Annotated in this window: 16 protein-coding genes; 7 read left to right on the top strand and 9 right to left on the bottom strand. The window is 69.8% G+C overall.

Annotated elements, in window-relative coordinates; all coding sequences use genetic code 11:
• Window positions 1–19 precede the first annotated feature (19 nt).
• A complete protein-coding gene (locus ACSMXX_RS25505) occupies window positions 20–1,354 on the bottom strand; it encodes an NYN domain-containing protein (protein ID WP_473184963.1) in 1,335 nt (444 codons plus the stop codon).
• A gap of 244 nt (window positions 1,355–1,598) precedes the next feature.
• Between ACSMXX_RS25505 and ACSMXX_RS25500 the strand changes: the two genes are divergently transcribed.
• A complete protein-coding gene (locus ACSMXX_RS25500; protein ID WP_473181025.1) occupies window positions 1,599–1,772 on the top strand; it encodes a hypothetical protein in 174 nt (57 codons plus the stop codon).
• A 218-nt stretch (window positions 1,773–1,990) separates the two neighbouring features.
• On the opposite strand, the gene dnaE is transcribed toward ACSMXX_RS25500, so the two are convergent.
• Window positions 1,991–5,533 (bottom strand): DNA polymerase III subunit alpha, encoded by a 3,543-nt coding sequence (gene dnaE, locus ACSMXX_RS25495; RefSeq protein ID WP_473181024.1) that lies wholly within the window; start codon window positions 5,531–5,533, stop codon window positions 1,991–1,993.
• A 249-nt stretch (window positions 5,534–5,782) separates the two neighbouring features.
• Here dnaE and ACSMXX_RS25490 point away from each other — a divergent pair, with 249 nt between their 5' ends.
• From ACSMXX_RS25490 to ACSMXX_RS25475, 4 genes are all read left to right on the top strand, one after another.
• Window positions 5,783–7,207, top strand: a complete 1,425-nt coding sequence (locus tag ACSMXX_RS25490) for a DUF2252 domain-containing protein (RefSeq protein WP_473181023.1) — start codon at window positions 5,783–5,785, stop codon at window positions 7,205–7,207.
• A 232-nt stretch (window positions 7,208–7,439) separates the two neighbouring features.
• The gene (locus ACSMXX_RS25485) at window positions 7,440–8,189 is read left to right on the top strand and encodes a hypothetical protein (RefSeq protein ID WP_473181022.1); all 750 of its coding nucleotides are present in this window, start codon (window positions 7,440–7,442) and stop codon (window positions 8,187–8,189) included.
• Between the two features lie 172 nt (window positions 8,190–8,361).
• Window positions 8,362–9,174 carry a thioredoxin domain-containing protein gene (locus ACSMXX_RS25480; RefSeq protein WP_473181021.1) on the top strand — a complete coding sequence of 271 codons (813 nt, stop codon included), beginning with the start codon at window positions 8,362–8,364 and terminating at the stop codon, window positions 9,172–9,174.
• Between the two features lie 206 nt (window positions 9,175–9,380).
• Window positions 9,381–11,066, top strand: coding sequence for an alkaline phosphatase D family protein (locus ACSMXX_RS25475; protein ID WP_473181020.1), 1,686 nt, complete (start codon window positions 9,381–9,383; stop codon window positions 11,064–11,066).
• A 92-nt stretch (window positions 11,067–11,158) separates the two neighbouring features.
• Here the strand turns inward: ACSMXX_RS25475 and ACSMXX_RS25470 are convergent, their stop codons facing one another.
• Complete coding sequence (locus ACSMXX_RS25470) at window positions 11,159–11,734, bottom strand: dienelactone hydrolase family protein (protein WP_473181019.1); 576 nt, start codon at window positions 11,732–11,734, stop codon at window positions 11,159–11,161.
• Between the two features lie 109 nt (window positions 11,735–11,843).
• On the opposite strand from ACSMXX_RS25470, the gene ACSMXX_RS25465 reads away from it, so the two are divergent.
• Window positions 11,844–12,947: a mechanosensitive ion channel family protein gene (locus ACSMXX_RS25465; protein ID WP_473181018.1), complete on the top strand. Its 1,104-nt coding sequence runs from the start codon at window positions 11,844–11,846 to the stop codon at window positions 12,945–12,947.
• 55 nt (window positions 12,948–13,002) lie between these two features.
• Here ACSMXX_RS25465 and ACSMXX_RS25460 read toward each other — a convergent pair whose 3' ends face one another.
• The 4 genes from ACSMXX_RS25460 to ACSMXX_RS25445 form a co-directional block, all read right to left on the bottom strand.
• Complete coding sequence (locus ACSMXX_RS25460; RefSeq protein WP_473181017.1) at window positions 13,003–14,595, bottom strand: Na+/H+ antiporter; 1,593 nt, start codon at window positions 14,593–14,595, stop codon at window positions 13,003–13,005.
• 2 nt (window positions 14,596–14,597) lie between these two features.
• Window positions 14,598–15,539 carry an RluA family pseudouridine synthase gene (locus tag ACSMXX_RS25455; RefSeq protein ID WP_473181016.1) on the bottom strand — a complete coding sequence of 314 codons (942 nt, stop codon included), beginning with the start codon at window positions 15,537–15,539 and terminating at the stop codon, window positions 14,598–14,600.
• A 56-nt stretch (window positions 15,540–15,595) separates the two neighbouring features.
• Window positions 15,596–16,189: a signal peptidase II gene (gene lspA, locus ACSMXX_RS25450; protein ID WP_473181015.1), complete on the bottom strand. Its 594-nt coding sequence runs from the start codon at window positions 16,187–16,189 to the stop codon at window positions 15,596–15,598.
• Between the two features lie 69 nt (window positions 16,190–16,258).
• Entirely contained in the window at window positions 16,259–17,158 is a 900-nt protein-coding gene (locus tag ACSMXX_RS25445) for a TraR/DksA family transcriptional regulator (RefSeq protein WP_473181014.1), read from the bottom strand.
• Between the two features lie 455 nt (window positions 17,159–17,613).
• Here ACSMXX_RS25445 and ileS point away from each other — a divergent pair, with 455 nt between their 5' ends.
• Window positions 17,614–20,763: an isoleucine--tRNA ligase gene (ileS, locus tag ACSMXX_RS25440; protein ID WP_473181013.1), complete on the top strand. Its 3,150-nt coding sequence runs from the start codon at window positions 17,614–17,616 to the stop codon at window positions 20,761–20,763.
• Between the two features lie 348 nt (window positions 20,764–21,111).
• Here the strand turns inward: ileS and ACSMXX_RS25435 are convergent, their stop codons facing one another.
• Together ACSMXX_RS25435 and ACSMXX_RS25430 are read right to left on the bottom strand one after the other, a co-directional pair.
• Window positions 21,112–22,266 carry a DivIVA domain-containing protein gene (locus ACSMXX_RS25435; protein WP_473181012.1) on the bottom strand — a complete coding sequence of 385 codons (1,155 nt, stop codon included), beginning with the start codon at window positions 22,264–22,266 and terminating at the stop codon, window positions 21,112–21,114.
• A 52-nt stretch (window positions 22,267–22,318) separates the two neighbouring features.
• A complete protein-coding gene (locus tag ACSMXX_RS25430; protein WP_028435711.1) occupies window positions 22,319–22,603 on the bottom strand; it encodes a YggT family protein in 285 nt (94 codons plus the stop codon).
• Window positions 22,604–22,677: the final 74 nt, after the last annotated feature.

Genomic DNA, 22,677 nt, shown 5'->3' with positions numbered 1-22,677 from the left:
GGCCCTGGCCCGGACCGGGCTACTGCTCCGCTACGGAGGTGTCCTCTTCGGGGACGGTCTGGCCGGTCTGCCCTGTCTGCCCGGCCACAGGAGCGTCGACCTCGCGCCAGAAGCCCGCGCGGATCGCGTAGCGGTCGTGCTCGTCGATCTGATCGTCCTTGTGCGCGAGCAGCCCGAACCGTGCCGCGTAACGGAGCAGCTCCCCGTCGATGCGGTGCGGGATGCGCGGGTACTCGCGGGCCAGGATCTGCACGTGCCCGGGTGAGGAGAGCCGCTCCTGCCAGCGGCGGGCGAAGACCTGACCGACCTCGAACGGATCACCGCTGACCGCGGTGATGTCCTCCTCGCGGTCGGCCCAGCGCTGCTCGGCCGTCGTCAGCTGGGCCAGCATCGGCAGGGCGGCGACCTCCTGGGACTCGCCGGGCGTACCGCGCTCGACCCAGCCCCGCTCGGACGACCAGCGCAGCGTCGCTCCCGGCGGGGTGCCGTGGCCGGGCTGCGGGGGCGCGGGCCGACCGAGGCCGGCGAGGTCCTTGGGTGTCGGTACGCCCGTCGTGCTCCGGCTGGAGTCGGCAGGCTCCCCGTCCTCGCCGTCCGCCGGTGCCACGGCTGCGGCCGCTTCCTCCGCCGTCTCGGACGGGGCCGGCGCCGAAGCCGCGGACGGCGATGCGGGCGCCACGGGATGCACCGGCGGCACTGGCGGCACCGGCGCGCTTCCGTTCTTGGCCGATTCGGGCAGCGGTGCGGAGAGGATCGCGGCGATCTCCGGGCGGGATGCGGACCGGGGGTGGTAGGCCCCCGACGGTTCCGTGGCGCGTACGGCCTCCGTGATCCAGCTGCGGTCCAGGACACGCCGCTCGTCGGCCTCGGCCACGAGATCCTCGGACTGGTTGTAGTCGCCGTCCGCGGCCTGTACGGCCCACAGATGCACCGCGACGCCGTGTTCCTTCGCCGACATCAGGCCCGGGAGCAGGTCCCCGTCCCCGGTGACGAGGACGATGTCGGAACAGGCGCGGTTACGGGCCAGCTCGGTGAGCTCGGCGTGCATCGCCGCGTCGACGCCCTTCTGGGCCCAGCGGCCGTCGCTTCTGGTCAGCGCCCCGAGACGGACGGTGACCCGGGGCATCACACGGAGCCGGCGGTGCTCGGGCTGCGGCACCCGGTCCGGGGCGCCGTCGAACCAGTAGATACGCAGAAGATCGCATCCGGTGTCGGCTTCGGCCCGCTCGCGGAGTCCGCGGATCAGGGCGGCGTGATCCACGCTGATCTGGGAGCGCATCGGCTCTCCCGCCAGCAGACTCGCGGCGGCGCCCAACAGATATCCGGCATCCACCAGAACGACGCAGCGGTCCACGGTCCACCCACTCTCGGTCACCGACCGCGCCACGGGGGCATGGTCGTGTGTTTCGCCTTCGAGTCTGCCCGACCGTACAGGGCTTGTCGGCGGTGCACGATCATCGGCGTGGCGGCACACATGTGGTGGACGCGCAACAGCGCGAAGAACCGCCTCACTCACGGTGATTGTCCGACATGCGCGCTTCATACCCCCGTGCCAGGCTGAATTCGGCCCAAAGTTCAACGGTCCCCAGGAGGCGATCATGGCCAAGGGCAGGAATCAGGAACGCAGTCAGAAGAAAGCCGGCAACGGCGAGCGCGACCAGAGCAGGACCGAAAGCGGCTCTGCGGAAACCCCGTCGCGCCCGGCGTCGGGCAGAAGCGTCAGCCCTGCCGACGTCGCCCGCAAACACCAGCGGCGCTTCGGACACAACTGACCCTGCCTGGCGCAGAGGTCGACAACAATCCGTTTGATTCACCTGTGCCCTTGGGCACCGCACGTCGGCGCTTACCAAGGAGAGGGCGGCCCCAGCCCCGGGGCCGCCCTCTCCTTCGGCACATGTTCCTTCCGCACAGGTCCCCGGCACGGAAGGGGTGTTGGCGCTGCGAAGCGGCGATTTCAGCCCGGCCGTGCGCCCACGTCGTACGGCGGCGGTCAGCCCGCCATGCAGGAGGGGCCCAGCAGTTCCTTGAGGTCGCCGAAGAGAGCCGGCGCGGGCGTGACCCGGTGCTTGTCCAGCCGCAGGACCGTGGTCTTGCGGGCTCCCTGCAGCCGCACCCGTACCTCGCTCGATCCCCTGTGGTGGGTGAGGACTTCGCCGAGCTTCTCCACGAGCGGCGGTGTGATCTTCACCGTGGGGATGGTGATGGTCACGGGAGCACTGGCCGACGCCTCGCTCAGATCGGGGATCATCAGCTCCATCGCGACCAGACGCGGCACGTCCTCACGCTTGTCCAGACGCCCCTTGACGAAGACGACGGCGTCCTCGACGAGTTGGGTGGAGACGAGCTGGTACGTCGCCGGGAAGAACATGCAGTCGATGGAGCCGGCCAGATCCTCCACGGTGGCGATCGCCCACGCGTTGCCCTGCTTGGTCATCTTGCGCTGCAGCCCGGAGATGATGCCCCCGATGGTGACGATCGCGCCGTCCGAGTGCTCACCGCCGGTGAGCTGGGCGATGGCCGCGTCCGCCTTGTCGTTCAGCACGTGCTCCAGGCCGAAGAGGGGGTGGTCGGAGACGTAGAGGCCGAGCATCTCCCGCTCCTGGGCGAGGAGATACGTCTTCTCCCATTCCTCCTCGGAGAAGGTCACATCGAGGCCGAAGCCGGGCGTGTCCTCGCCCTCGTCGCCGCCGAGGTCCCCGAAGAGGTCGAACTGGCCCTCGGCCTCCTTGCGTTTGACCTGCACGACATTGTCGATCATCGGCTCGAACTGGGCGGTCAGGCCCTTGCGCGTATGACCCATCTCGTCGAACGCGCCCGCCTTGATGAGGGATTCGACGGTGCGCTTGTTGCACACGACGGCCTCGACCTTGTCGAGGAAGTCCGGGAACGAGCTGTACTTCCCCTTCGCCTTGCGGCACTTGACGATCGAATCGACCACGTTCTGGCCGACGTTCCGCACGGCCGTGAGGCCGAAGACGATCGTCTGGTCGTCCCGCGAGGTGAAGTTGGCCTCCGACTCGTTGACGTCCGGCGGCAGCACCTTGATGCCCATCTTGCGGCACTCGTTGAGATAGACCGCCGACTTGTCCTTGTCGTCGCGCACCGAGGTGAGCAGCGCCGACATGTACTCCGCGGGGTAGTTGGCCTTGAGGTATGCCGTCCAGTAGGTGACCAGGCCGTACGCGGAGGAGTGCGCCTTGTTGAAGGCGTATCCGGCGAAGGGCACCAGGACGTCCCAGACGGCCTGGACGGCCTGGTCCGAATAGCCGTTGTCTCGCATGCCCTTCTGGAAGTTCACGAACTCCTTGTCGAGAACCTCCTTCTTCTTCTTGCCCATGGCGCGGCGCAGCAGGTCGGCCTGCCCCAGTGAGTAACCGGCGAGCACCTGCGCGGCCTTCTGCACCTGCTCCTGATAGACGATCAGGCCGTGGGTGATGTCGAGGACCTCTTTGAGCGGCTCCTCCAGCTCCGGGTGGATCGGGGTGATCTCCTGCTGGCCGTTCTTGCGCAGCGCGTAGTTGATGTGGCTGTTCATGCCCATGGGGCCGGGCCGGTACAGCGCCGAGACGGCGGAGATGTCCTCGAAGTTGTCGGGCTTCATCATGCGCAGCAGGGAGCGCATGGGACCGCCGTCGAACTGGAAGACGCCGAGAGTGTCGCCCCGGCAGAGCAGTTCGAAGGTCTTGGCGTCGTCCAGCGGCAGATCGAGCAGCCTGAGGTCGACGTCCTTGTTCTTGCGGATCATCTTGACCGCGTCGTCCATGATCGTGAGGTTGCGCAGGCCGAGGAAGTCCATCTTCAGCAGGCCCAGCGCCTCACAGCTCGGGTAGTCCCACTGCGTGACGACGACGCCGTCGTTCTTCGGCGAGAAGACCGGCACGTGGTCGATCAGCTTCTCGCTGGACATGATCACGCCCGCGGCGTGCACGCCCATCTGCCGCACCAGGCCCTCGATGCCGCGGGCGGCGTCGATCACCTTCGTCACGTCCGGCTCGTTCTCGTACATCGAGCGGATCTCGCCCGCTTCGCTGTAGCGCGGGTGGTCCTTGTCGGTGATGCCGGAGAGCGGGAGGCCCTTGCCGAGGACGTCGGCAGGCATGGCCTTGGTGATCCGGTCGCCCATCGCATACGGGTAACCCAGCACGCGCGCCGAGTCCTTGATGGCGTTCTTCGCCTTGATCGTGCCGTAGGTGCCGATCATGGCGACCTTGTCCGCGCCGTACTTCTCCGTGACGTACCGGATGACGTCGCCGCGCCTGCGCTCGTCGAAGTCGATGTCGACGTCGGGCATGGTGAGGCGCTCGGGATTGAGGAACCGCTCGAAGATCAGTCCGTGGGTCACCGGATCGAGGTCGGTGATGCCCAGGGCGTAGGAGGCGATCGAGCCGGCGGCCGAGCCGCGGCCGGGGCCGACCGCGATGCCGTTGTCCTTGGCCCAGTTGATGAAGTCGGCGACGACGAGGAAGTAGCCCGGGAAGCCCATCGAGATGATGACGTCCATCTCGTACTCCACGAGCTCCTGGCGGTCCTGCGGGACGCCCGCCGGGTAGCGGACGGCCATCCCCCGCTTGACCTCCTCCTTGAACCAGGAGACCTCGTCGTACCCCTCGGGCACGTCGAAGCGGGGCATCAGGTTCCTGGTCTCGAACATCCCCGTGGTGTCGACGCGTTCGGCGATCAGCAGCTGTGTGTTGCGGCAGCCCTGCTGCCAGGCCTCCGAGGAGTCGATGGCATACATCTCCTCGGCCGACTTGATGTAGTAACCCGCGCCGTCGAAGCTGAAGCGGTCGGGGTCGGAGAGGTTGCTGCCGGTCTGGATGCACAGCAGGGTGTCGTGGGCCGCGGACTCGTGTTCGTAGGTGTAGTGCGAGTCGTTGGTGACGACGAACGGGGCGTCGATCCTCTTCGCGACCTCTTCCAGCCCGGCGCGCGCCCGCCTGTCGATCTCGATGTTGTGGTCCATCAGCTCGACGAAGAAGTTCTCCTTGCCGAAGATGTCCTGGAACTCTCCGGCGGCCTGGACGGCCTCCTCCAGCTGCCCGAGGCGGATCTTCGTGCTCACCTCCCCGGAGGGGCAGCCGGTCGTGGCCATCATCCCCTTCGCGTACTCGGCGAGCAGCTCTCGGTCCATCCGGGGCTTGCGGAAGAAGCCCTCCAGGCCGGCACGGGACTGGGCGCGGTAGAGGTTGTGCAGGCCCTCCTTGTCGCGGGCCCACATCGTCATGTGCGTGTACGCACCGTTACCGGAGACGTCGTCACGTTTCTGGTGCGGGGTGCCCCACTTGACCGGGCGCAGGTTCCGGCGGTGGTCCGGGGCGACGTACGCCTCGATGCCCATGATCGGGGTGATGCCGGCGTCCTTGGCCTGGTGGAAGAAGTCGTACGCCCCGTGGAGATTGCCGTGGTCCGTCATCGCGACATGCGACATGCCCATCTCGCCGCAGGCCTTGAACATGTCCTTCAGCCGCGCTGCGCCGTCCAGCAGCGAATACTGAGTGTGCACGTGCAGATGTGTGAACGGCTGGTCGGTCACGGCGCGGAACACCTCCGGGCAGGATGCTGCTGGAACGGCTCCGGAGTCTACGGGCCGCCACCGACAACCGCGGCCGACGGGCGCGGGGCCCAACTCGCCCGCGCCGCCGAGGCGTACGGGCTGCGCGCCGGCACCGGACGCCACGGCCCGCCGTCCCGCACGGCGGCCCGTACGAGAGGATCCCGGTGGACGTCCCGGCACTCCCCGCCCGGCGTCCCGCACCGTCGGCACCCCGGAAGGGCGGCACTCATGGCAACGCAGCAGACCGGCGCGGCGGAAGCCCGCGCCGAGCGGATCCTGGACGTCTTCGACAGCGCCTTCGGGGAGCTGCTGGCGGCGGACCCGGCCGCGTTCCAGGTCAAGTTCCGCAAGATGGCCGCGTCCGCGTTCGCCTTCTACCGCGGCACCGCCTGTCTCTTCTACGCCGACGCCACCGAGGGCTCCGCGAGCGGCGGCGAAGGGGCGGGACGCACCGGCCCGTTCCTCGACGAGCACACCGGCAGGGTCTGGATCCACGGCGATCTGCACGCCGAGAACTTCGGCACGTACATGGACGCCAACGGCCGGCTCACCTTCAACGTCAACGACTTCGACGAGGCCTTCATCGGCCCGTTCACCTGGGACCTGCAGCGCTTCGCCGCCTCCGTGGCGCTGCTCGGCTACGGCAAGGCTCTCAGCGACGGGCAGATCACCGGTCTGGTGCGCACGTACGCGGACGCGTACCGGGAGCGCATCCGCGCGCTCGCGGCAGACGGCGGCGACGCCGCGCGGGGCGCGCAGACGAGCGCGCAGGGTGGGATGCCGGGGCGGGGCGCGCAGGCCGGTGCCGACGCGGGGACCGCCCCCTCCCTCACCCTCGACACCGCACGGGGCCCCGTACTGGCGGCGCTGCGCTCGGCGCGTGCCAACACCCGCTTCGGGCTGCTGGAAAGCATGACGGAGATCCGCGAGTGGGAGCGCCGCTTCACCCCCGGCGGCGGTGCGGTCGAGCTCGACCAGGCGACCCGCGCGGAGGTGCTGGACGCCTTCGGCGGCTACATCGCCACTCTGCCCGGGAGCACCCGCCTGCGTACCGACGCCTACCGCGTCAAGGACGTGGTCGGGCGCCGGGGGGTGGGCATCGGCAGCGCGGGCCTGCCCTCGTACAACATCCTCCTCGAAGGCCACAGCGACGCCCTCGAGAACGATCTCGTGATCTACATGAAGCAGGCACAGACCCCCGCCGTCGCCCGGCACATCACCGATCCCGCGATCCACGGCTACTTCCGGCACGAGGGCCACCGCACCGTGATCTCCCAGCGCGCCCTGCAGGCGCACGCCGACCCGTGGCTGGGCTGGACGGAGCTGCGCGGTACGGGCCAGCTCGTCGCCGAGGTCTCGCCGTACGCCGTCGACCTGGACTGGTCGGATCTGGACGACCTCGACGAGATCACCCAGGTCGTCGGCGACCTCGGCCGGGCCACCGCCACCATGCACGCCGCGGCGGACGACGAGAGCGGCCAAACCCTCGTGCCGTTCTCCACGGAGCGCGCCATCGACGCAGCGATCGCCGGGGACGAGGAGGGCTTCCCGCAGATGCTGGCCGACTTCGCACACGACTACGGTTCGAGGACTCGCCGCGACCACCAGATCTTCGTGGACCTCTTCCGCAACGGCCGCATCCCCGGCCTGTAGACGCGGCGGCGGGCGAGGCGGCACGGGCGGCGGCGCGCAGCCGGGACCGCGGGGCGCGGCAGGCGGCGCCGGCGAGCGTCCGCGGACCGGCGCGACCGGCCGTTACCGGCCGCGAGCGACGGTGAGCGGTCATGAACGGTCATGAGCACCGCAATTCACTGCCCGCCTTTGCTGCAATTCACGGCCCGCTTTTAGAGACCCCTTACGCCTCCGCATGGCACACTTCCCGGCGATGGACATGGATGCGGCAGGCATACGGACAGCACGGGCGGTCGTCTTCACCGTGCTGTGCGTCACGCTGTCCGCCGGGTCCCACGTACTCCTCTCCGGCGTGCCTCTCCCCCTCGGTCCGCTGCTGGCGGTCACGGGCGTGATCTTCCTGCTGGCCTTCGCCCTCGCCGACCGCGAGCGCGGTTACGGGCGCATCGCCGCCGTCCTGATCCCGCTGGAGCTGCTGGCCGACACCGTCTTCACCGCCGGTCAGCACACCTGTTACGGACAGGCGGGCGGCCCCGTCACCGGCCCGCTGCGCACAGTCGGCGTCGATCTGCTGTGCGGCGGCAGCGGCGTCGGCACCCCGCTGGCCCACCTCGCCGCGCAGGGCGGAGGGCGCGACGCAGCCGAGGCGCTCTCCCAGGGCAACGGGAACGGCACCGTGGAGGCGCTCGGTCCGGTCGGCCCGCTGGAGGCCGCGCCGTCGGCCACGCCGTTCGTGCTCCTCGCGGCACACATCGCCGTCGGGCTGCTGGCCGCCGCCTGGCTCCGGCGCGGTGAGGCGGCGCTGGCCGGGCTGCTGCGCGCCGCTTCGGTGACGGCGTTCCGGCCGCTGCGGCTGGCGGTCGCCGCCGGGTGCCGCAGCCGCGATTCCGGCAGGCCCGTACCGGCCCCCCGGTCGCTGCCGGTCCTGGGCCCGCGCACGCTTCCGCTGCTCACCCACTCCGTGCACCGACGAGGACCGCCACCGCTCGTGCTCGCTGCCTGAGGCCTCGACCCTGAAGCCCGAACAGGCGCAGCGGCCCCGTGTTCCCGTGTGAACCGGCGACCCGTGTGAACCGGCCACCCGTGTGAGCCGGCCGCGCGAGCCGAGCCGTCACGAGACCGTCCATCGTCGTCCCCCGCGCACACCGCGTACGCAGACCACGGAGAAGGAACCCATGAGCAAGCGCAACAGCCAGGAAGCCAAGCGCGCCGCCCGCGAGCGGCTGCGCGTCGAACGTGAACGGCAGGCCAAGAAGGACAAGATGCGCCGGCAGGCGCTCGTCGGCGTCGCGGTCCTCGGCGTCCTCGCCGTGGCCGGCGGCATCTTCTTCGCCGTGACCAAACTGACCGCACCCTCCGGCTGGGAGGCGGCCAAGGAGCAGAAGCTCGTCAAGCCCGCCAACTCCTCGGGCAAGGACGGCGAGTACATCCTCGTCGGCAACGAGAGCGCGAAGAAGAGCGTCGACGTCTTCGAGGACCTGCGCTGCCCGGCCTGCGCCCAGTTCGAGCAGGGAGCGGGCAAGCTCCTCGTCAACGGCGCCGAGGACGGCAAGTACAAGCTCAAGGTGCACCTGGGCGACCTGATCGACGGCAACCTCGGCGGTGAGGGCTCGAAGAACGCCATCAGCGCACTGGGCGCCGCGCTCAACGTGAGCAAGGACGCCTACCGCGACTACCACGAGAAGCTGTACTCGCCGCAGTTCCACCCGCAGGAGACCCAGGACAAGTTCGCCGACGACGACTATCTGCTCAAGGTCGCCGACTCCGTACCGGCGCTGAAGGGCGACGCCGGCTTCAAGAAGGCCGTCGAGGACGGCAAGTACGACAGGTGGGCGCTCGACATGGTCGCGGACTTCAAGAAGAACAAGGTCAAGGGCACGCCCACCATCCGCATCGACGGCAAGGACGTCGACCAGCGCCAGCTCCCGGGCGAACTGAAGAAGCTGGGCGTGAAGATCCCGGGCGGCGCCCAGCCCCCGCAGCAGTAACGGCGGCCCGGCGCCGGTGACTTGGCGCCGGGGCTTCTGAGGGCGGTCCGGCCGTTCGGCCGGGCCCGGCGGGCGGTTCATGTCGGCCCGTCGCGGCCGGCGCCGCTCCGTACGTACCGTCCTGCGGCCGAACATGCCCCGACGGGCAGTTGAACTCTTGCGAGTGACCTGCCCGTCGGGGCTACTTGTGCGTAACATCAAGGTCCGTGACGAACACACATCGTGAACCTCCCACCTCAGTTCCGGCGGAGAGACCCTCGCCCGGACTCCCCAGACGCCGCACCGTCGTTGCGGCCACCGCCGCCTCCGCGGCCCTGCTCCCCCTCACCGGCGGCACGGCGAACGCCCGCGCCGCCGCGGCCCCCCAGTTCCTGCACGGCGTCGCCTCCGGCGACCCGCTGCCCGACGGCGTCCTGCTGTGGACACGCGTCACGCCCACCCCGGACGCCGTGCCCGGATCGGGCAAGGGCGGCCCCACGACCGTCACTTGGGAAGTCGCGGCGGACGAGGGCTTCCGCAAGATCGTCGCCCACGGCACCGCCGAGGCAGCCGCCGCCACCGACCACACCGTCAAGGCGGACGTACGCGGACTCGCGGCGGACACCGCCTACTGGTTCCGCTTCAGCACCGGAGGCGTGAACTCCCCCGCCGGACGCACCCGTACGGCACCGGCCGAGGACGCAGACGCCGCCAACCTCCGCCTGGGCGTGGTCTCCTGCGCGCAGTACGAGGCCGGCTACTACGCCTCGTACAGGCATCTGGCCGGACGCGCGGATCTGCACGCCGTCCTCCATCTCGGCGATTACATCTACGAATACGGGCACGAGGAGTACCCCCTGGAGGGGCGCGCCGTCCGTGCCGTCCAGCCCGAGCACGAGACGGTCACCCTCGCCGACTACCGCGTCCGGCACGGCCACCACAAGCTCGATCCCGACCTGCAGGCCATGCACACTGCCCACCCGCTCATCGCGATCTGGGACGACCACGAGATCGCCAACGACACCTGGTCCGGCGGCGCGGAGAATCACACACCGGGCGAAGAGGGCGAGTGGGCGGACCGCCGACGGGCCGCGACACAGGCCTACTTCGAGTGGATGCCGGTACGGCCCTCGACGGAGGGCAACACCTACCGCCGCATCCGTTTCGGCCGGCTCGCCGATCTGCACCTGCTCGATCTGCGTTCGTTCCGCGATGAGCAGGCGAGCATCGGCGACGGCGACGTGATCGACGACCCCGACCGCAGCATCACGGGCCGCAAGCAGCTGGACTGGCTCAAGTCCGGGCTCTCCTCCTCGACGGCGCGCTGGCGCATGGTCGGCACCTCGGTGATGATCGCCCCCATGGCCTTCGGCTCCGTCCCGGCCCATCTCCTCGGCCCGCTCGCGGAGTTGCTCGGCATCCCGAAGGAGGGCCTGGCCCTCAACGTCGACCAGTGGGACGGCTACACCGACGACCGGCGCGAGCTGCTGACGCACCTGCGCGACCAGCGCATCGACAACACCGTCTTCCTGACGGGCGACATCCACATGGCCTTCGCCAACGAGGTCCCCGTCAAAGCGGCGACGTATCCCGAGGACGCGCCGGTGGCCACGGAGTTCGTCGTCACGTCCGTCACGTCGGACAACCTCGACGACGTCCTCAACGCCGCACCCGACACCGTCTCGTCGGTCGCGGAGGCGGCCGTCAGGGCCGCCAACGGCCATGTGCGGTGGCTCGACATGGACTCGCACGGCTACGGCGTCCTCGACATCGACGCCGAGCGGGCGCAGATGGACTACTTCATCCTCTCCGACAAGGAGGACCGCGGCGCCACCAGCGAGGTCCGCCGCTCCTACCGCACCCTCTCCGGCACCCAGCGCCTGGAGAGGGCGGACGGCCCGCTGAGCGCCTGACCGGCCGCCGGCCGACGCCCCCCCGGTACGCCACGGACCGGGCCCCGCCGCACCACGCCGGCGGGCCCGGTCCCCCGCCGGTGCCCCGTGAGTCAGCCCACGCTGTCGAGGAAGCCCAGCACCGTGCGCCAGGTGCGCTCGGCCGCCTCCGGTTCGTGATCGTCCAGATCCTCGTCGGTGAAGAGATGGCCCGCTCCCGCGTACCGGAAGATCTCGACGTCCGCACCCGCCCGCCGCATCTGCAGATACCACGCGTTCAGCCAGTCGTCCGGCTCGAACGCGTCCGGTTCGGCGACGTGCAGCTGTACGGGGAGATCGTCCACGGCCGCGTCCTCGGCAAGGTCCGAGGTGCCGTGCAGAAGCAGCAGCGCACGGGCGCGGTCGTCGGCGAGGGCAAGGTTCTGGGCGATCGAACCGCCGAGGGAGAAGCCCGCGTAGACCAGGCCGCGTTCGGAGAGCGGGGCCGTCACGGTCACGGCCCGCATCAGCAGCTCGTCCCTGCCGATCTCGTCCTTCAGCACCATCCCCTCTTCGACGGTGCCGGCAGTACGCCCGTCGAAGAGGTCGGGCGTGTGCACCTCGTGCCCGGCGGCCCGCAGCCGGTCCGCCGCCTTGTGCACGGCGGGTCGCAGTCCGTAGGCGGAGTGGAACAGCACGACGGTGGCCAAAATGTCACTTCCCTCACATAGCGCCGGTGGGCCCGTTCCGGGCCGGGCCCCCGCACATGGTGGCAGGTACGGTCGGCAGAGCCCGTCAATCCCCGAGGAGTCACCCGCCATGGAGAACGTGCTACGGCCGCTCATCGTGTTCGGCGGTGCGATCGTGCTCGCGTTCGTCGTCGCCTGGGCCGTCGACCGGCTGCTGCGCCGCATCGACGCCCGCCATCCGGAGACCCCGCTGTGGGGGCTGCTGCGGCGCGGGCGCGTGCCCCTTCAGGCCGTCGTCTTCGTGGCTCTGCTCAACATCTTCTACGACCAGGCCGAGATCGCCCGCAGCTATCGCCCGACCGTCAACCTGTGGCTGCACATCATCCTCATCGCGGCCACGGCGTGGCTGATCCTGAGGATCCTCGCCGGCATCGTGGAGACGACCACCGTGCGGTACGCGGGCGTGGCGCACGACCCGGCGCGCGCCAGGCGTGTGAAGACCCAGCTCACGCTGATCCAGCGGCTGGTCACCACGGTCGTGGTCGTCATCGCCGCCTCCGCCATCCTCCTTCAGTTCGACGCCATGAAGACGCTGGGCACATCGATGCTCGCCTCCGCGGGTGTGCTGGGGATCGTCGCCGGTATCGCCGCCCAGGCCACCCTGGGCAATCTCTTCGCGGGGCTTTCGATCGCCTTCGGCGACATGGTGCGCATCGGCGACGAGGTCGTGGTGGACGGCGAGTTCGGGACCGTCGACGAGATCACCGTCTCCTATCTGGTGATCCGCACATGGGACGAGCGGCGAGTGACGATGCCCGTCTCGTACTTCACCAGCAAGCCGTTCGAGAACTGGTCCCGCGGCGGCCCGCAGATGACCGGCACCGTCTTCCTCCAGCTCGATCACTCCGCCCCGGTCGCGGAGCTGCGCAAGCGGACGGAGGAGCTGGTGCGGGCGAACGACTACTGGGACGGCCGTAACTGGAGCCTCGTCGTCACCGACACGACACCCAGCACGATCGAGGTGCGCGCCGCGGTCTCGGCGCGTACGTCCGACGACCTGTGGACGCTCCGCTGCGACCTGCGCGAGCAGCTGCTCGACTGGCTTCAGCGCGAGCACCCCTACGCGTTTCCCGGCATCCGTGTCTCCTCCGCGGGCAGCGCTGCCGCCGATGCCGGCGTGCACTCCAACGGGCACGCTGAGAACAGCAATCACCGGGAGAACAGGCTCTCCTGAGGGAGCTTCGCCGCCTCAGAGCTTCACATTTCCGGAGCTTCACGCCGTCGGAGCGTCAGACGCGGAAACTGCGCAGATCAAGCTGGTGCAGCACGCGGTCGCACACCTCCGGGTCGACGCCCGCCTCGCTGCGCGCGGCGAGGATCTCGTGCCGGGCGGCGGACAGCAGCTCGCCGTTGAGCCGGTGGACCTTCTTCATCCGGGCCGTCCGCTTCGAGTGCGCCTCGCGCCGTTCCTCGTCCACGATGTCCGGCGATATGCGCGCACCCACGTCGTGGGCACGCCGCAGCAGCGCCTCGGAGACCTCCTCGGGAAGATCCTCGACCGCTTCGATCTCCCGCAGCCGCCCTCGCGCCGCCTTCGCGCACCGCAGCGCGAGCTGCCGCTCCAACTCCCGCTCGGCGGCGCTGTCCGCGCGTACGTGCAGCAGTCTCACGAGCCACGGCAGGGTCAGACCCTGGATCACGAGCGTGGCCAGCACGACGGCGAAGGCTATGAAGAGAATGGCGTCCCGTTCGGGGAAGCTCCCGCCGCCCTCGATGGTCAGCGGCACGGCGAGCGCCAGCGCCACCGATGCCACGCCCCGCATCCCGGCCCACCAGACGACCGTCGTCTCACGCCAGTTGAGCGGGATGTCCTCGTCCAGGTCCTTGCGCCGGTGCAGCCGCTTCGCCAGCCACGCCGCCGGCAGCAGCCACAGCAGCCGCAGCACGACCACGGCCGCGATCACGGCGAGCGCCGCCGGGAGCAGTTCGCCCCAGCGTCCGCTCACGGGGCCCACGACCACGGCCAGTTCGAGCCCGATGAGCCCGAACGCGACTCCCGTGACGAGTGTGTCGACGATCGACCAGAAGCTCTGCCCGACCAGCCGCCCCTGCACGTCGTCCGCGTCCACGGCCCGCCCGGAGGAGAGATAGAGCGCGGTCATCAGTACGGCCAGCACACCGGAACCGTGCAGTTCCTCGGCCAGTACGTACGAGGCGAAGGGCACCAGCAGCGTCAGCCCCGTCTGCAGCGTCGCGTCCGCGAGGAACCCGGAAAGCTTGTTCGCGGCCCACCCCAGCGCCAGTCCGACCACGACGGCGACGACCGCGGAGAGAACCAGCTCCCCCGCGGCGCCGGGAAGCGAGAACGTACCGGTGACGGCTGCCGCGACGGCGACGTGGTAGAGCGTGATCGCCGTGACGTCGTTGAAGAGGCCCTCGCCCTCCAGGATGGACACCAGCCGCCGCGGCAGCCCCAGCTGCCCCGCGACGGTCGTCGCGGCGACAGGATCGGGCGGCGCGACCAGCGCGCCCAGCGCGACGGCGGCGGCTATGCCGAGCCCCGGCACCAGCGCGTGGGCCACCGCTGCGACCACCGCGGTCGTCACGAAGACCAGCGCCACCGCCAGCAGAAAGATCGGCCGCTTGTTCGCGGCGAACTGACGCCAGGACGTACGGTGCACGGCCGCGTACAGCAGCGGCGGCAGCACCAGCGGCAGGATGAACTCCGGCGGGATCTGGACGTCCGGCACGAACGGCAGCAGCGCAAGGACACCGCCAAGCAGCGTCATCAGCACCGGCCCCGGCACGCCGACCCGGTCCCCGAGCGGGACCGTGAGGACGGCCCCGAGCAGCAAGGCGAAGAGCAGTGCGAGCTGGTCCACGTCTACGTGCTCTCCGCCCGCACCAGATCCAGCGCCCGCTGAAGATCCTCCGGGTAGTCGCTCTCGTACTCCGCCCACCGCCCGTCGGAAGGGTGCTCGAAGGAGAGCCGCACGGCATGCAGCCACTGCCGCTCCAGCCGCAGCCGCTTGGCGAGCGTCGGGTCGGCACCGTAGGTGAGGTCGCCGACGCACGGGTGGCGGTGCGCGGACATGTGCACGCGGATCTGGTGCGTACGCCCGGTCTCCAGCTTGATGTCGAGCAGGCTGGCCGCGCGGAACGCCTCGATGAGGTCGTAGTGCGTGACGGACGGCTTGCCCTCGGCGGTGACCGCCCACTTGTAGTCGTGCTGGGGATGCCGCCCGACCGGGGCGTCGATCGTGCCGCTCAGCGGATCCGGATGCCCCTGTACGAGCGCGTGATACCGCTTGTCGACGGTCCGCTCCCGGAACTGCTGCTTGAGCAGCGCGTACGCGCGCTCGGACTTGGCGACGACCATCAGCCCGGACGTGCCCACGTCCAGCCGGTGCACGATCCCCTGCCGCTCGGCGGCACCCGAGGTCGCGATCGAGTATCCGCCTGCGGCGAGCCCGCCGATCACGGTGGGGCCGCTCCACCCCGGGCTGGGATGCGCCGCGACGCCTACCGGCTTGTCGACCACCACGACGTCGGCGTCGTCGTGGACGACGGTCATGCCCTCCACGGGCTCGGCCACGATCCGTACCGGCTCGGGCGGAGGCGGCAGCTCCACCTCCAGCCACGCCCCGCCGTGCACCCGGTCCGACTTGCCGGCCTCGGCGCCGTCCAGCAACACCTTGCCGTTGGCGGCCAGTTCGGCGGCCTTGGTGCGGGAAAAGCCGAACATCCGGGAGATGGCGGCGTCGACGCGCTCGCCCTCCAGGCCGTCCGGCACGGGCAGGGTGCGGATTTCGGGGATCGTGCTCACCCGATCGAGTATGCCGGACGCCCGGGTGCTCTCCGTCGCCGCGTGCTGCCGGCCGGTCAGTCCCGGTGGACGGTCCCGTCCGGGTCGAGGCCGCGGAAGGAGAGGATCACGATCAGGATGCCCCCGCACACGATCGCCGAGTCCGCGAGGTTGAAGACCGCGAAGTGCGTGGGCGCGATGAAGTCGACGACGGCACCCTGGAAGACGCCGGGCGAGCGGAACACGCGGTCGGTGAGATTCCCGAACGCGCCGCCCAGCAACAGGCCGAGCGCGATCGCCCAGGGAGCGCTGTAGAGCCGCCTCGCGATCCGCGCGATGACCACGATCACCACGGCGGCGATCGCCGTGAGCACGATGGTCAGGGCCTCGCCGATGCCGAAGGCCGCGCCCCTGTTCCGTACGACGTCCAGCTGGAGCACCGTGCCGATCACCTGGATCGGGGCGTGCTGCTCAAGGACGGCGACCACGACCAGCTTGCTGATCAGGTCGAGCGCGTAGGCGATGGCGGCCACCGTGATCAGCACACCGACCCGCCGCCTGCCACGTGAGGCGGTTGCTACCTCTTCCTGCACACCTTCGCCGCGAGCTCCGTCGGCGGGCTCATCCGTGGTCCCGTCAGGAGTACCGATAGTCCGCTCCACCTCTGTCACCCGACGAGGGTACGACATATGAGGACGGCCGACGCCCCCTTCACCCCCCTCCCGCCCCTCCTGCGGCAACTAGCGCCGCTCCTGCTGCTGCTTGCACTCCACACACAGCGTCGCCCGCGGGAACGCCTGCATCCGGGCTTTGCCGATCGGATTGCCGCAGTTCTCGCAGAGGCCGTACGTACCGGCGTCGAGCCGCTCGATGGCCCGTTCGGTCTGGTAGAGCATCTCGCGGGCGTTGGCCGCGAGCGCCATCTCGTGCTCGCGGGTGATGTTCTTGGTGCCGGTGTCGGCGTCGTCGTCCCCGGCTCCGTCACCGGAGTCGCGCATCAGCCCGTCCAGCGCTTCCCCGGAGGCGACGAGCTCGTCACGCAGCCGCTGCGCCTCGCTCTGCAGTTCGCTGCGGGCATCCTCCACCTCTTGCTGCGTCCACGGCTCCTCACCGGCCCGTACGGCGAGTTCGCCCGGTTCCGCCGGGGCGGCGACCGCGCGTGCTGTGGGAACCTTCTCGGCCTTCGCCACCGGAGTCTTCTTCGCCACCTTGTCGGCTCCTGTCGTCTGCTTCTTCGCCGTGGTCTTGTGAGCGGCGCGCCCCGGCGCCGCCGTCTTCTTCGCCGGGGTCTTCTTCGCCGCCGTCTTCTTCGGTGCGGTCTTCTTCGCTGCCGTCTTCTTGGCGGCCGTCTTCTTCGCCGCCGCCTTCTTCGCCGCGGTCTTCTTCGCCGCGCTCTTCTTCGATGCGGTCTTCTTCGCGGGCGCCTCCCCCTCCGCCGTCCTCCCGGTCTCCCCTGCTGTGACCTTCTGCGCGGTCTTCTTCGGTGCGGCCTTCTTTGCCGTCTTCTTGGCCGCCGTCTTCTTCGCCGTCTTCTTCGGTGCGGTCTTGCCGGCCGCAGAGGTCTTCTTCGTGGCCGCGGCCTTCTTCGTGGACTTGTCAGCAGCTGCCGGGGAACTCGCGGCAGATCCTCTCGCCACCATGGCCGTGGCCCCTTCACATATTGTGATCTTGCTCGCGAAACGTGACCGGAACGATAAATCGACTCCGAACGCTCGACAACGGGGGCACGCCGGTCTCCAATCCGTTGTGCCCCGCCCGGCCCTGCGAAAACCGCCCCGCCACAGCCCGCGGAGCCCCGTACACTGGGCTGAGCGACAGGCGATGAAGGGGACGAGTAGCGTCGGGTACGCAGCCACGAGCGACCTGGGGACGGTGTGAGCCCAGGGGTCTGCACGGCGTGAACATCACCCCGGAGCCGCCGGAAGAAAGCACCGGTTGCGACCGGCGCGAGTAGAACCGGCAGTGCACCTCAAATGAGGGGGCAGTGGACCCACGGTCCGCTGCCAAGGAGGGTGGTACCGCGGGTCCGCCGCCGTTCAGGCAGGCGATCTCGTCCCTCCGACGGAAGCTGAGATGTCCGCCGGAGGAAGTTCCGATGCCGCAGTACCGCCAGGTGCCAGCCCAGGTAGACCTGCCCGCCCTTGAGCACGCCGTGCTCGACTTCTGGCGGGACCAGAAGGTCTTCGCCCGTACCCTCGAACAGTCCGAGGGGCGCCCCGAGTGGGTCTTCTACGAAGGTCCGCCGACCGCCAACGGTATGCCGGGCGCGCACCACATCGAGGCCCGCGTCTTCAAGGACGTCTTCCCGCGCTTCCGCACCATGCGCGGATACCACGTCGCGCGCAAGGCCGGCTGGGACTGCCACGGCCTCCCGGTCGAGCTGGCCGTCGAGCGCGAGATGGGCTTCAACGGCAAGCAGGACATCGAGAATTACGGCATCGCGGAGTTCAACGCCCGCTGCCGGGAGTCCGTCACACGGCACACCGACGCCTTCGCCGAGCTGACGACGCGCATGGGCTACTGGGTCGACATGGACGACGCGTACCGCACCATGGACCCGGAGTACGTGCAGTCGGTCTGGTGGTCCCTGAAGCAGATCTTCGAGAAGGGGCTGCTCGTACAGGACCACCGCGTCGCTCCCTGGTGCCCGCGGTGCGGCACCGGGCTGTCGGACCACGAACTGGCCCAGGGATACGAGACGATCGTCGACCCGTCGGTCTACGTACGCTTCCCGCTGACGTCGGGACCGCTGGCCGGAGAGGCGTCGCTCCTGGTGTGGACGACCACTCCCTGGACGCTGGTGTCCAACACCGCGGTCGCGGCCCACCCGGAGGTCACCTACGTCGTCGCGACGAACGGCCTGGAGAAGATCGTCGTCGCCGAACCGCTGCTCGGCAAGGCGCTGGGCGAAGACTGGGAGGCGACCGGACAGCACTTCACCGGCGCCGAGATGGAGCGCTGGAGCTACGAACGCCCGTTCAACATCGTGGAGATGGAGGGCGCGCACTTCGTCGTCAACGCCGAGTACGTGACCACCGAGGACGGCACCGGCCTGGTCCACCAGGCCCCCGCCTTCGGCGAGGACGACATGCGCACCTGCCGCGCCTACGGCCTGCCGGTGGTCAATCCGGTCCGTCCGGACGGCACCTTCGAGGCCGGACTGCACCTGGTGGAGGGGCAGTTCTTCAAGAAGGCCGACGAGGCCCTCGTCGCCGATCTCGACGCCCGCAACCTGCTGCTGCGGCACATGCCGTACGAGCACAGCTATCCGCACTGCTGGCGCTGCCACACGGCCCTGCTCTACTACGCACAGCCGTCCTGGTACATCCGCACGACCCGGATCAAGGACGCGCTGCTGGAGCAGAACGAACTCACCAACTGGTATCCGGAGTCGGTCAAGCACGGCCGCTACGGCGACTGGCTCGACAACAACATCGACTGGGCGCTCAGCCGCAACCGCTACTGGGGCACGCCGCTCCCCGTCTGGCACTGCGAGGAAGGCCACTTGACGTGCGTCGGCTCACTGGCGGAGCTGACGAAACTGACGGGACGCGACCAGTCGGCGCTCGACCCGCACCGCCCGTACATCGACGAGGTCACCTTCGGCTGCCCCGCCGAGGGCTGCGCGCTGGAGGCGACGCGCGTCCCCGAAGTCATCGACGCCTGGTACGACTCGGGCTCGATGCCCTTCGCGCAGTGGGGATACCCGTACAAGAACAAGGAGTTGTTCGAGAAGCGCTATCCGGCGCAGTTCATCTCCGAAGCGATCGACCAGACCCGCGGCTGGTTCTACACGCTGATGGCCGTCGGCACCCTGGTCTTCGAGAAGTCCTCGTACGAGAACGTGGTCTGCCTCGGCCACATCCTCGCCGAGGACGGCCGCAAGATGTCCAAGCACCTTGGCAACATCCTGGAGCCGATCCCACTGATGGATCAGCACGGGGCGGACGCGGTGCGCTGGTTCATGGCTGCCGGCGGCTCGCCGTGGGCGGCCCGGCGCGTGGGGCACGGCACGATCCAGGAAGTCGTACGCAAGACGCTGCTGACGTTCTGGAACACCGTGGCCTTCCAGGCCCTGTACGCCCGCACGTCCGGCTGGTCGCCGTCCGAATCGGACCCGGCGCCCGACACCAGGCCGCTGCTGGACCGCTGGCTGCTGAGCGAACTCCACGCGCTGGTCGACCAGGTGACGGTCGCCATGGAGGGTTACGACACCCAGCGCGCCGGCAAGCTGCTCTCGACCTTCGTCGACGACCTGTCCAACTGGTACGTACGCCGCTCCCGGCGCCGCTTCTGGCAGGGCGACCCGGCAGCGATGCGCACCCTCCACGACACCCTGGAGCGGGTGACGCGTCTGATGGCCCCCATCGTGCCGTTCGTCACCGAGCGCGTGTGGCAGGACCTGATCGTCCCGGTCACGCCCGGGGCGCCGGACTCGGTGCACCTTGCCGACTGGCCCGAGGCGGACCTGGACAAGGTCGATCCGGAGCTGTCCCAGGACATGCTTCTGGTGCGCCGGCTGGTCGAGTTGGGGCGTGCGACCCGCGCGGAGTCGGGCGTCAAGACACGTCAGCCCCTCTCCCGGGCGCTCGTCGCCGCGCACGGCTTCGAGACGCTCTCGCCCGACCTGCGCAACCAGATCACCGAGGAGCTCAACGTCACCGCGCTCGCCTCCCTTTCGGAGGTCGGCGGCTCGCTGGTGGACACCACGGCCAAGGGCAACTTCCGTGCCCTGGGCCGCCGTTTCGGCAAGGGCACCCAGGGCGTGGCCCAGGCGATCGCCAGCGCGGACGCCGCTGCCCTCTCCTCGGCCCTCCGCGAGGGCACAGCCGTGGTCGAGGTGGACGGGGAGCACGTGCCGCTCTCGCCGGAGGAAGTGATCATCACCGAGACCCCGCGTGAGGGCTGGTCCGTCGCGTCCGACTCGGGAGCCACGGTCGCCCTCGACCTGGAGATCTCGCCCGACCTGCGCCGCGCGGGCCTCGCGCGGGACGCGATCCGCCTCATCCAGGAGGCCCGCAAGAACTCGGGCCTCGACGTCGCGGACCGCATCGAGCTGCGCTGGTCCTCGACGGACGAGGAGGTCGAGAGGGCACTCGTGGACCACTCCGCGCTGATCTCCGACGAAGTCCTAGCGACGGAGTTCACCCCCGCCGGTACCGACGAGAGCACTGGGGAGCCCTCCTTCGGCGCACCCTTCGAGGACGAGTCGCTCTCCCTCACCTTCCGTCTCCGCAAGGTCTGACGGAACGCCCCGTACGGGGCTCGGCGAGGCCGCGGAGGCCGTCCGCACAGCGGGCGCTCCGCGGCCTCGCCGCCGCTTGGGCACGGCCTTCGTGGGGACCTCGCTGCAGCGCTGCCGAAAAGCCTCTGAGCGTCCGGCTGACGGAGTGAGAGCACGCCTGCGGAGCTCGGAGGGTAGAAACCGGCGCGCGGCCCCCTGAGAGCGCTGTGCGCCCCCAACGGGACAACAACCGGCCGACCACCGGCAGCAGGTCCCACGCGCCCCGCACACGGGCAAGGGCCGGGCCCGGAAGCGAGTGGCTTCCGGGCCCGGCCCTTGCCTTATGCCGGCGAATCCGCCGTCAGTCGATCAGTTGTCGTCCTCGTCGATCAGGAAGCCCCGCATCGGTGACGGAGCCTGCTGCGGCGCGGGGCCGCCCTGGGGACGTACGGGCGCCATCGGCTGCGTCATCGCCGGGGACATCTGCTGCTGTCCTCCGCCGTAACTCGGGCCGCCCTGCGGAGGACCGCCGTGACCGCCCATGCTGTGGCCGTTGCCCCCCATGGACTGGTGGCCTCCCATGCTGCCGACTCCCGCGCCGGCGGGTGCTCCCGCCATCGACGGGGACGGCGGGAGAGAAGCCGTGGCGGGCGTACGCGGCGGAGCCAGCGAGTCGTCCGCCTGGTTCTCCAGCTGACGCAGCTGGCTCTCCAGGTACGACTTCAGACGCGTGCGGTACTCCCGCTCGAAGCCACGCAGGTCCTCGACCTTGCGCTCCAGCGTCGCCCTGGCGGACTCGAGAGAGCCCATCGCGACGCGGTGCTTCTCCTGGGCGTCCCGCTCAAGGGCGTCCGCCTTGGCGCGGGCGTCACGCTCAAGACCCTCGGCACGGCTGCGCGCCTCACCGACGATCTTGTTCGCCTCGGAACGGGCTTCGGCAATGGCCTGGTCGGCGGTCTGCTGTGCGAGCGACAGCACACGAGCGGCGCTGTCGTTGTTCTGCCCGCCGCCGCCACCTGGCATCTGCGGGCCACCGGGACCCATCGGACCGCCGGGGCCACCCTGGGGTCCGCCGGGACCCATGGGGCCACCGGGACCGCCCTGAGGACCGCCGGGTCCGGCAGGAAGCTGCGGCTGCCCGCCGGGGAGCTGGGGCGGACCGCCCATGCCCTGCTGCGGGCCGTGGCCCGGGTGCTGACCCGGGTGCTGGCCGGGGTGCTGCCCAGGACCGCCGTGCTGACCCGGCGGCACCGGCTGCGGACCTGATATGGCGGCGGGCACGGGGCCCCCGCCTTGCCGGTCCTGCGGCTCAGGCTTGCGCATCCCGCCCTGCTGCTGGTTCTGCGCGGCGGCACGGGTCGCTGCGGCGAGCTTCGCGCGCAGGTCCTCGTTCTCGCGCAGCAGGCGCGTCAGCTCGGCTTCGACCTCGTCCAGGAAGGCATCGACTTCGTCCTCGTCGTAACCTTCTCGGAGGCGGACGGTCGTGAACTGCTTGTTCCGCACGTCCTCGGGGGTCAGTGGCATCTCTTCACCTCAACGTAACTCGTCGGCATGTCGGCAAGACCATTTCGATCGTTCACAGCCTGGCCACGACGTTGATCAGGATGTAGACGATGATCATCAGTACGAAGAAGGACAGGTCGAGCGCCACGCCCCCGAAGCGCAACGGCGGGATGAACCGCCGCAGCAACTTGAGTGGCGGATCAGTGACAGTGTAGGTCGCTTCGAGAACGACCACCATCGCCTTGCCGGGCTGCCATGAGCGGGCGAACTGGAAGACGTAGTCCATCACCAGTCGGAAGATCAACACGAGCAGGAAGCAGTACAGCGCGACTTGGACCACCTCGAGTGCGGTACTCACTGCGCTTCCCTCTCCCCTCGCCTCGTTGGGCGCTCTCGCGTGACCTTACGGCCCGTTCCGTTGATCCTTGCGTC

Source organism: Streptomyces sp. DSM 116795 (assembly GCF_055792905.1).
The sequence above is the reverse complement of the archived record's forward strand: the minus strand, read 5'-3'. Positions and strand labels throughout refer to the sequence as shown.

Coding starts and splice junctions, on each gene's coding strand:
- ACSMXX_RS25490 (WP_473181023.1), top strand. CDS start 5,783: ATGGCAACGCAGCAGACCGGCGCGGCGGAAGCCCGCGCCGAGCGGATC.
- ACSMXX_RS25480 (WP_473181021.1), top strand. CDS start 8,362: ATGAGCAAGCGCAACAGCCAGGAAGCCAAGCGCGCCGCCCGCGAGCGG.
- ACSMXX_RS25465 (WP_473181018.1), top strand. CDS start 11,844: ATGGAGAACGTGCTACGGCCGCTCATCGTGTTCGGCGGTGCGATCGTG.
- ACSMXX_RS25445 (WP_473181014.1), bottom strand. CDS start 17,158: ATGGTGGCGAGAGGATCTGCCGCGAGTTCCCCGGCAGCTGCTGACAAG.
- ACSMXX_RS25500 (WP_473181025.1), top strand. CDS start 1,599: ATGGCCAAGGGCAGGAATCAGGAACGCAGTCAGAAGAAAGCCGGCAAC.
- ileS (WP_473181013.1), top strand. CDS start 17,614: ATGCCGCAGTACCGCCAGGTGCCAGCCCAGGTAGACCTGCCCGCCCTT.
- ACSMXX_RS25435 (WP_473181012.1), bottom strand. CDS start 22,266: ATGCCACTGACCCCCGAGGACGTGCGGAACAAGCAGTTCACGACCGTC.
- ACSMXX_RS25485 (WP_473181022.1), top strand. CDS start 7,440: ATGGACATGGATGCGGCAGGCATACGGACAGCACGGGCGGTCGTCTTC.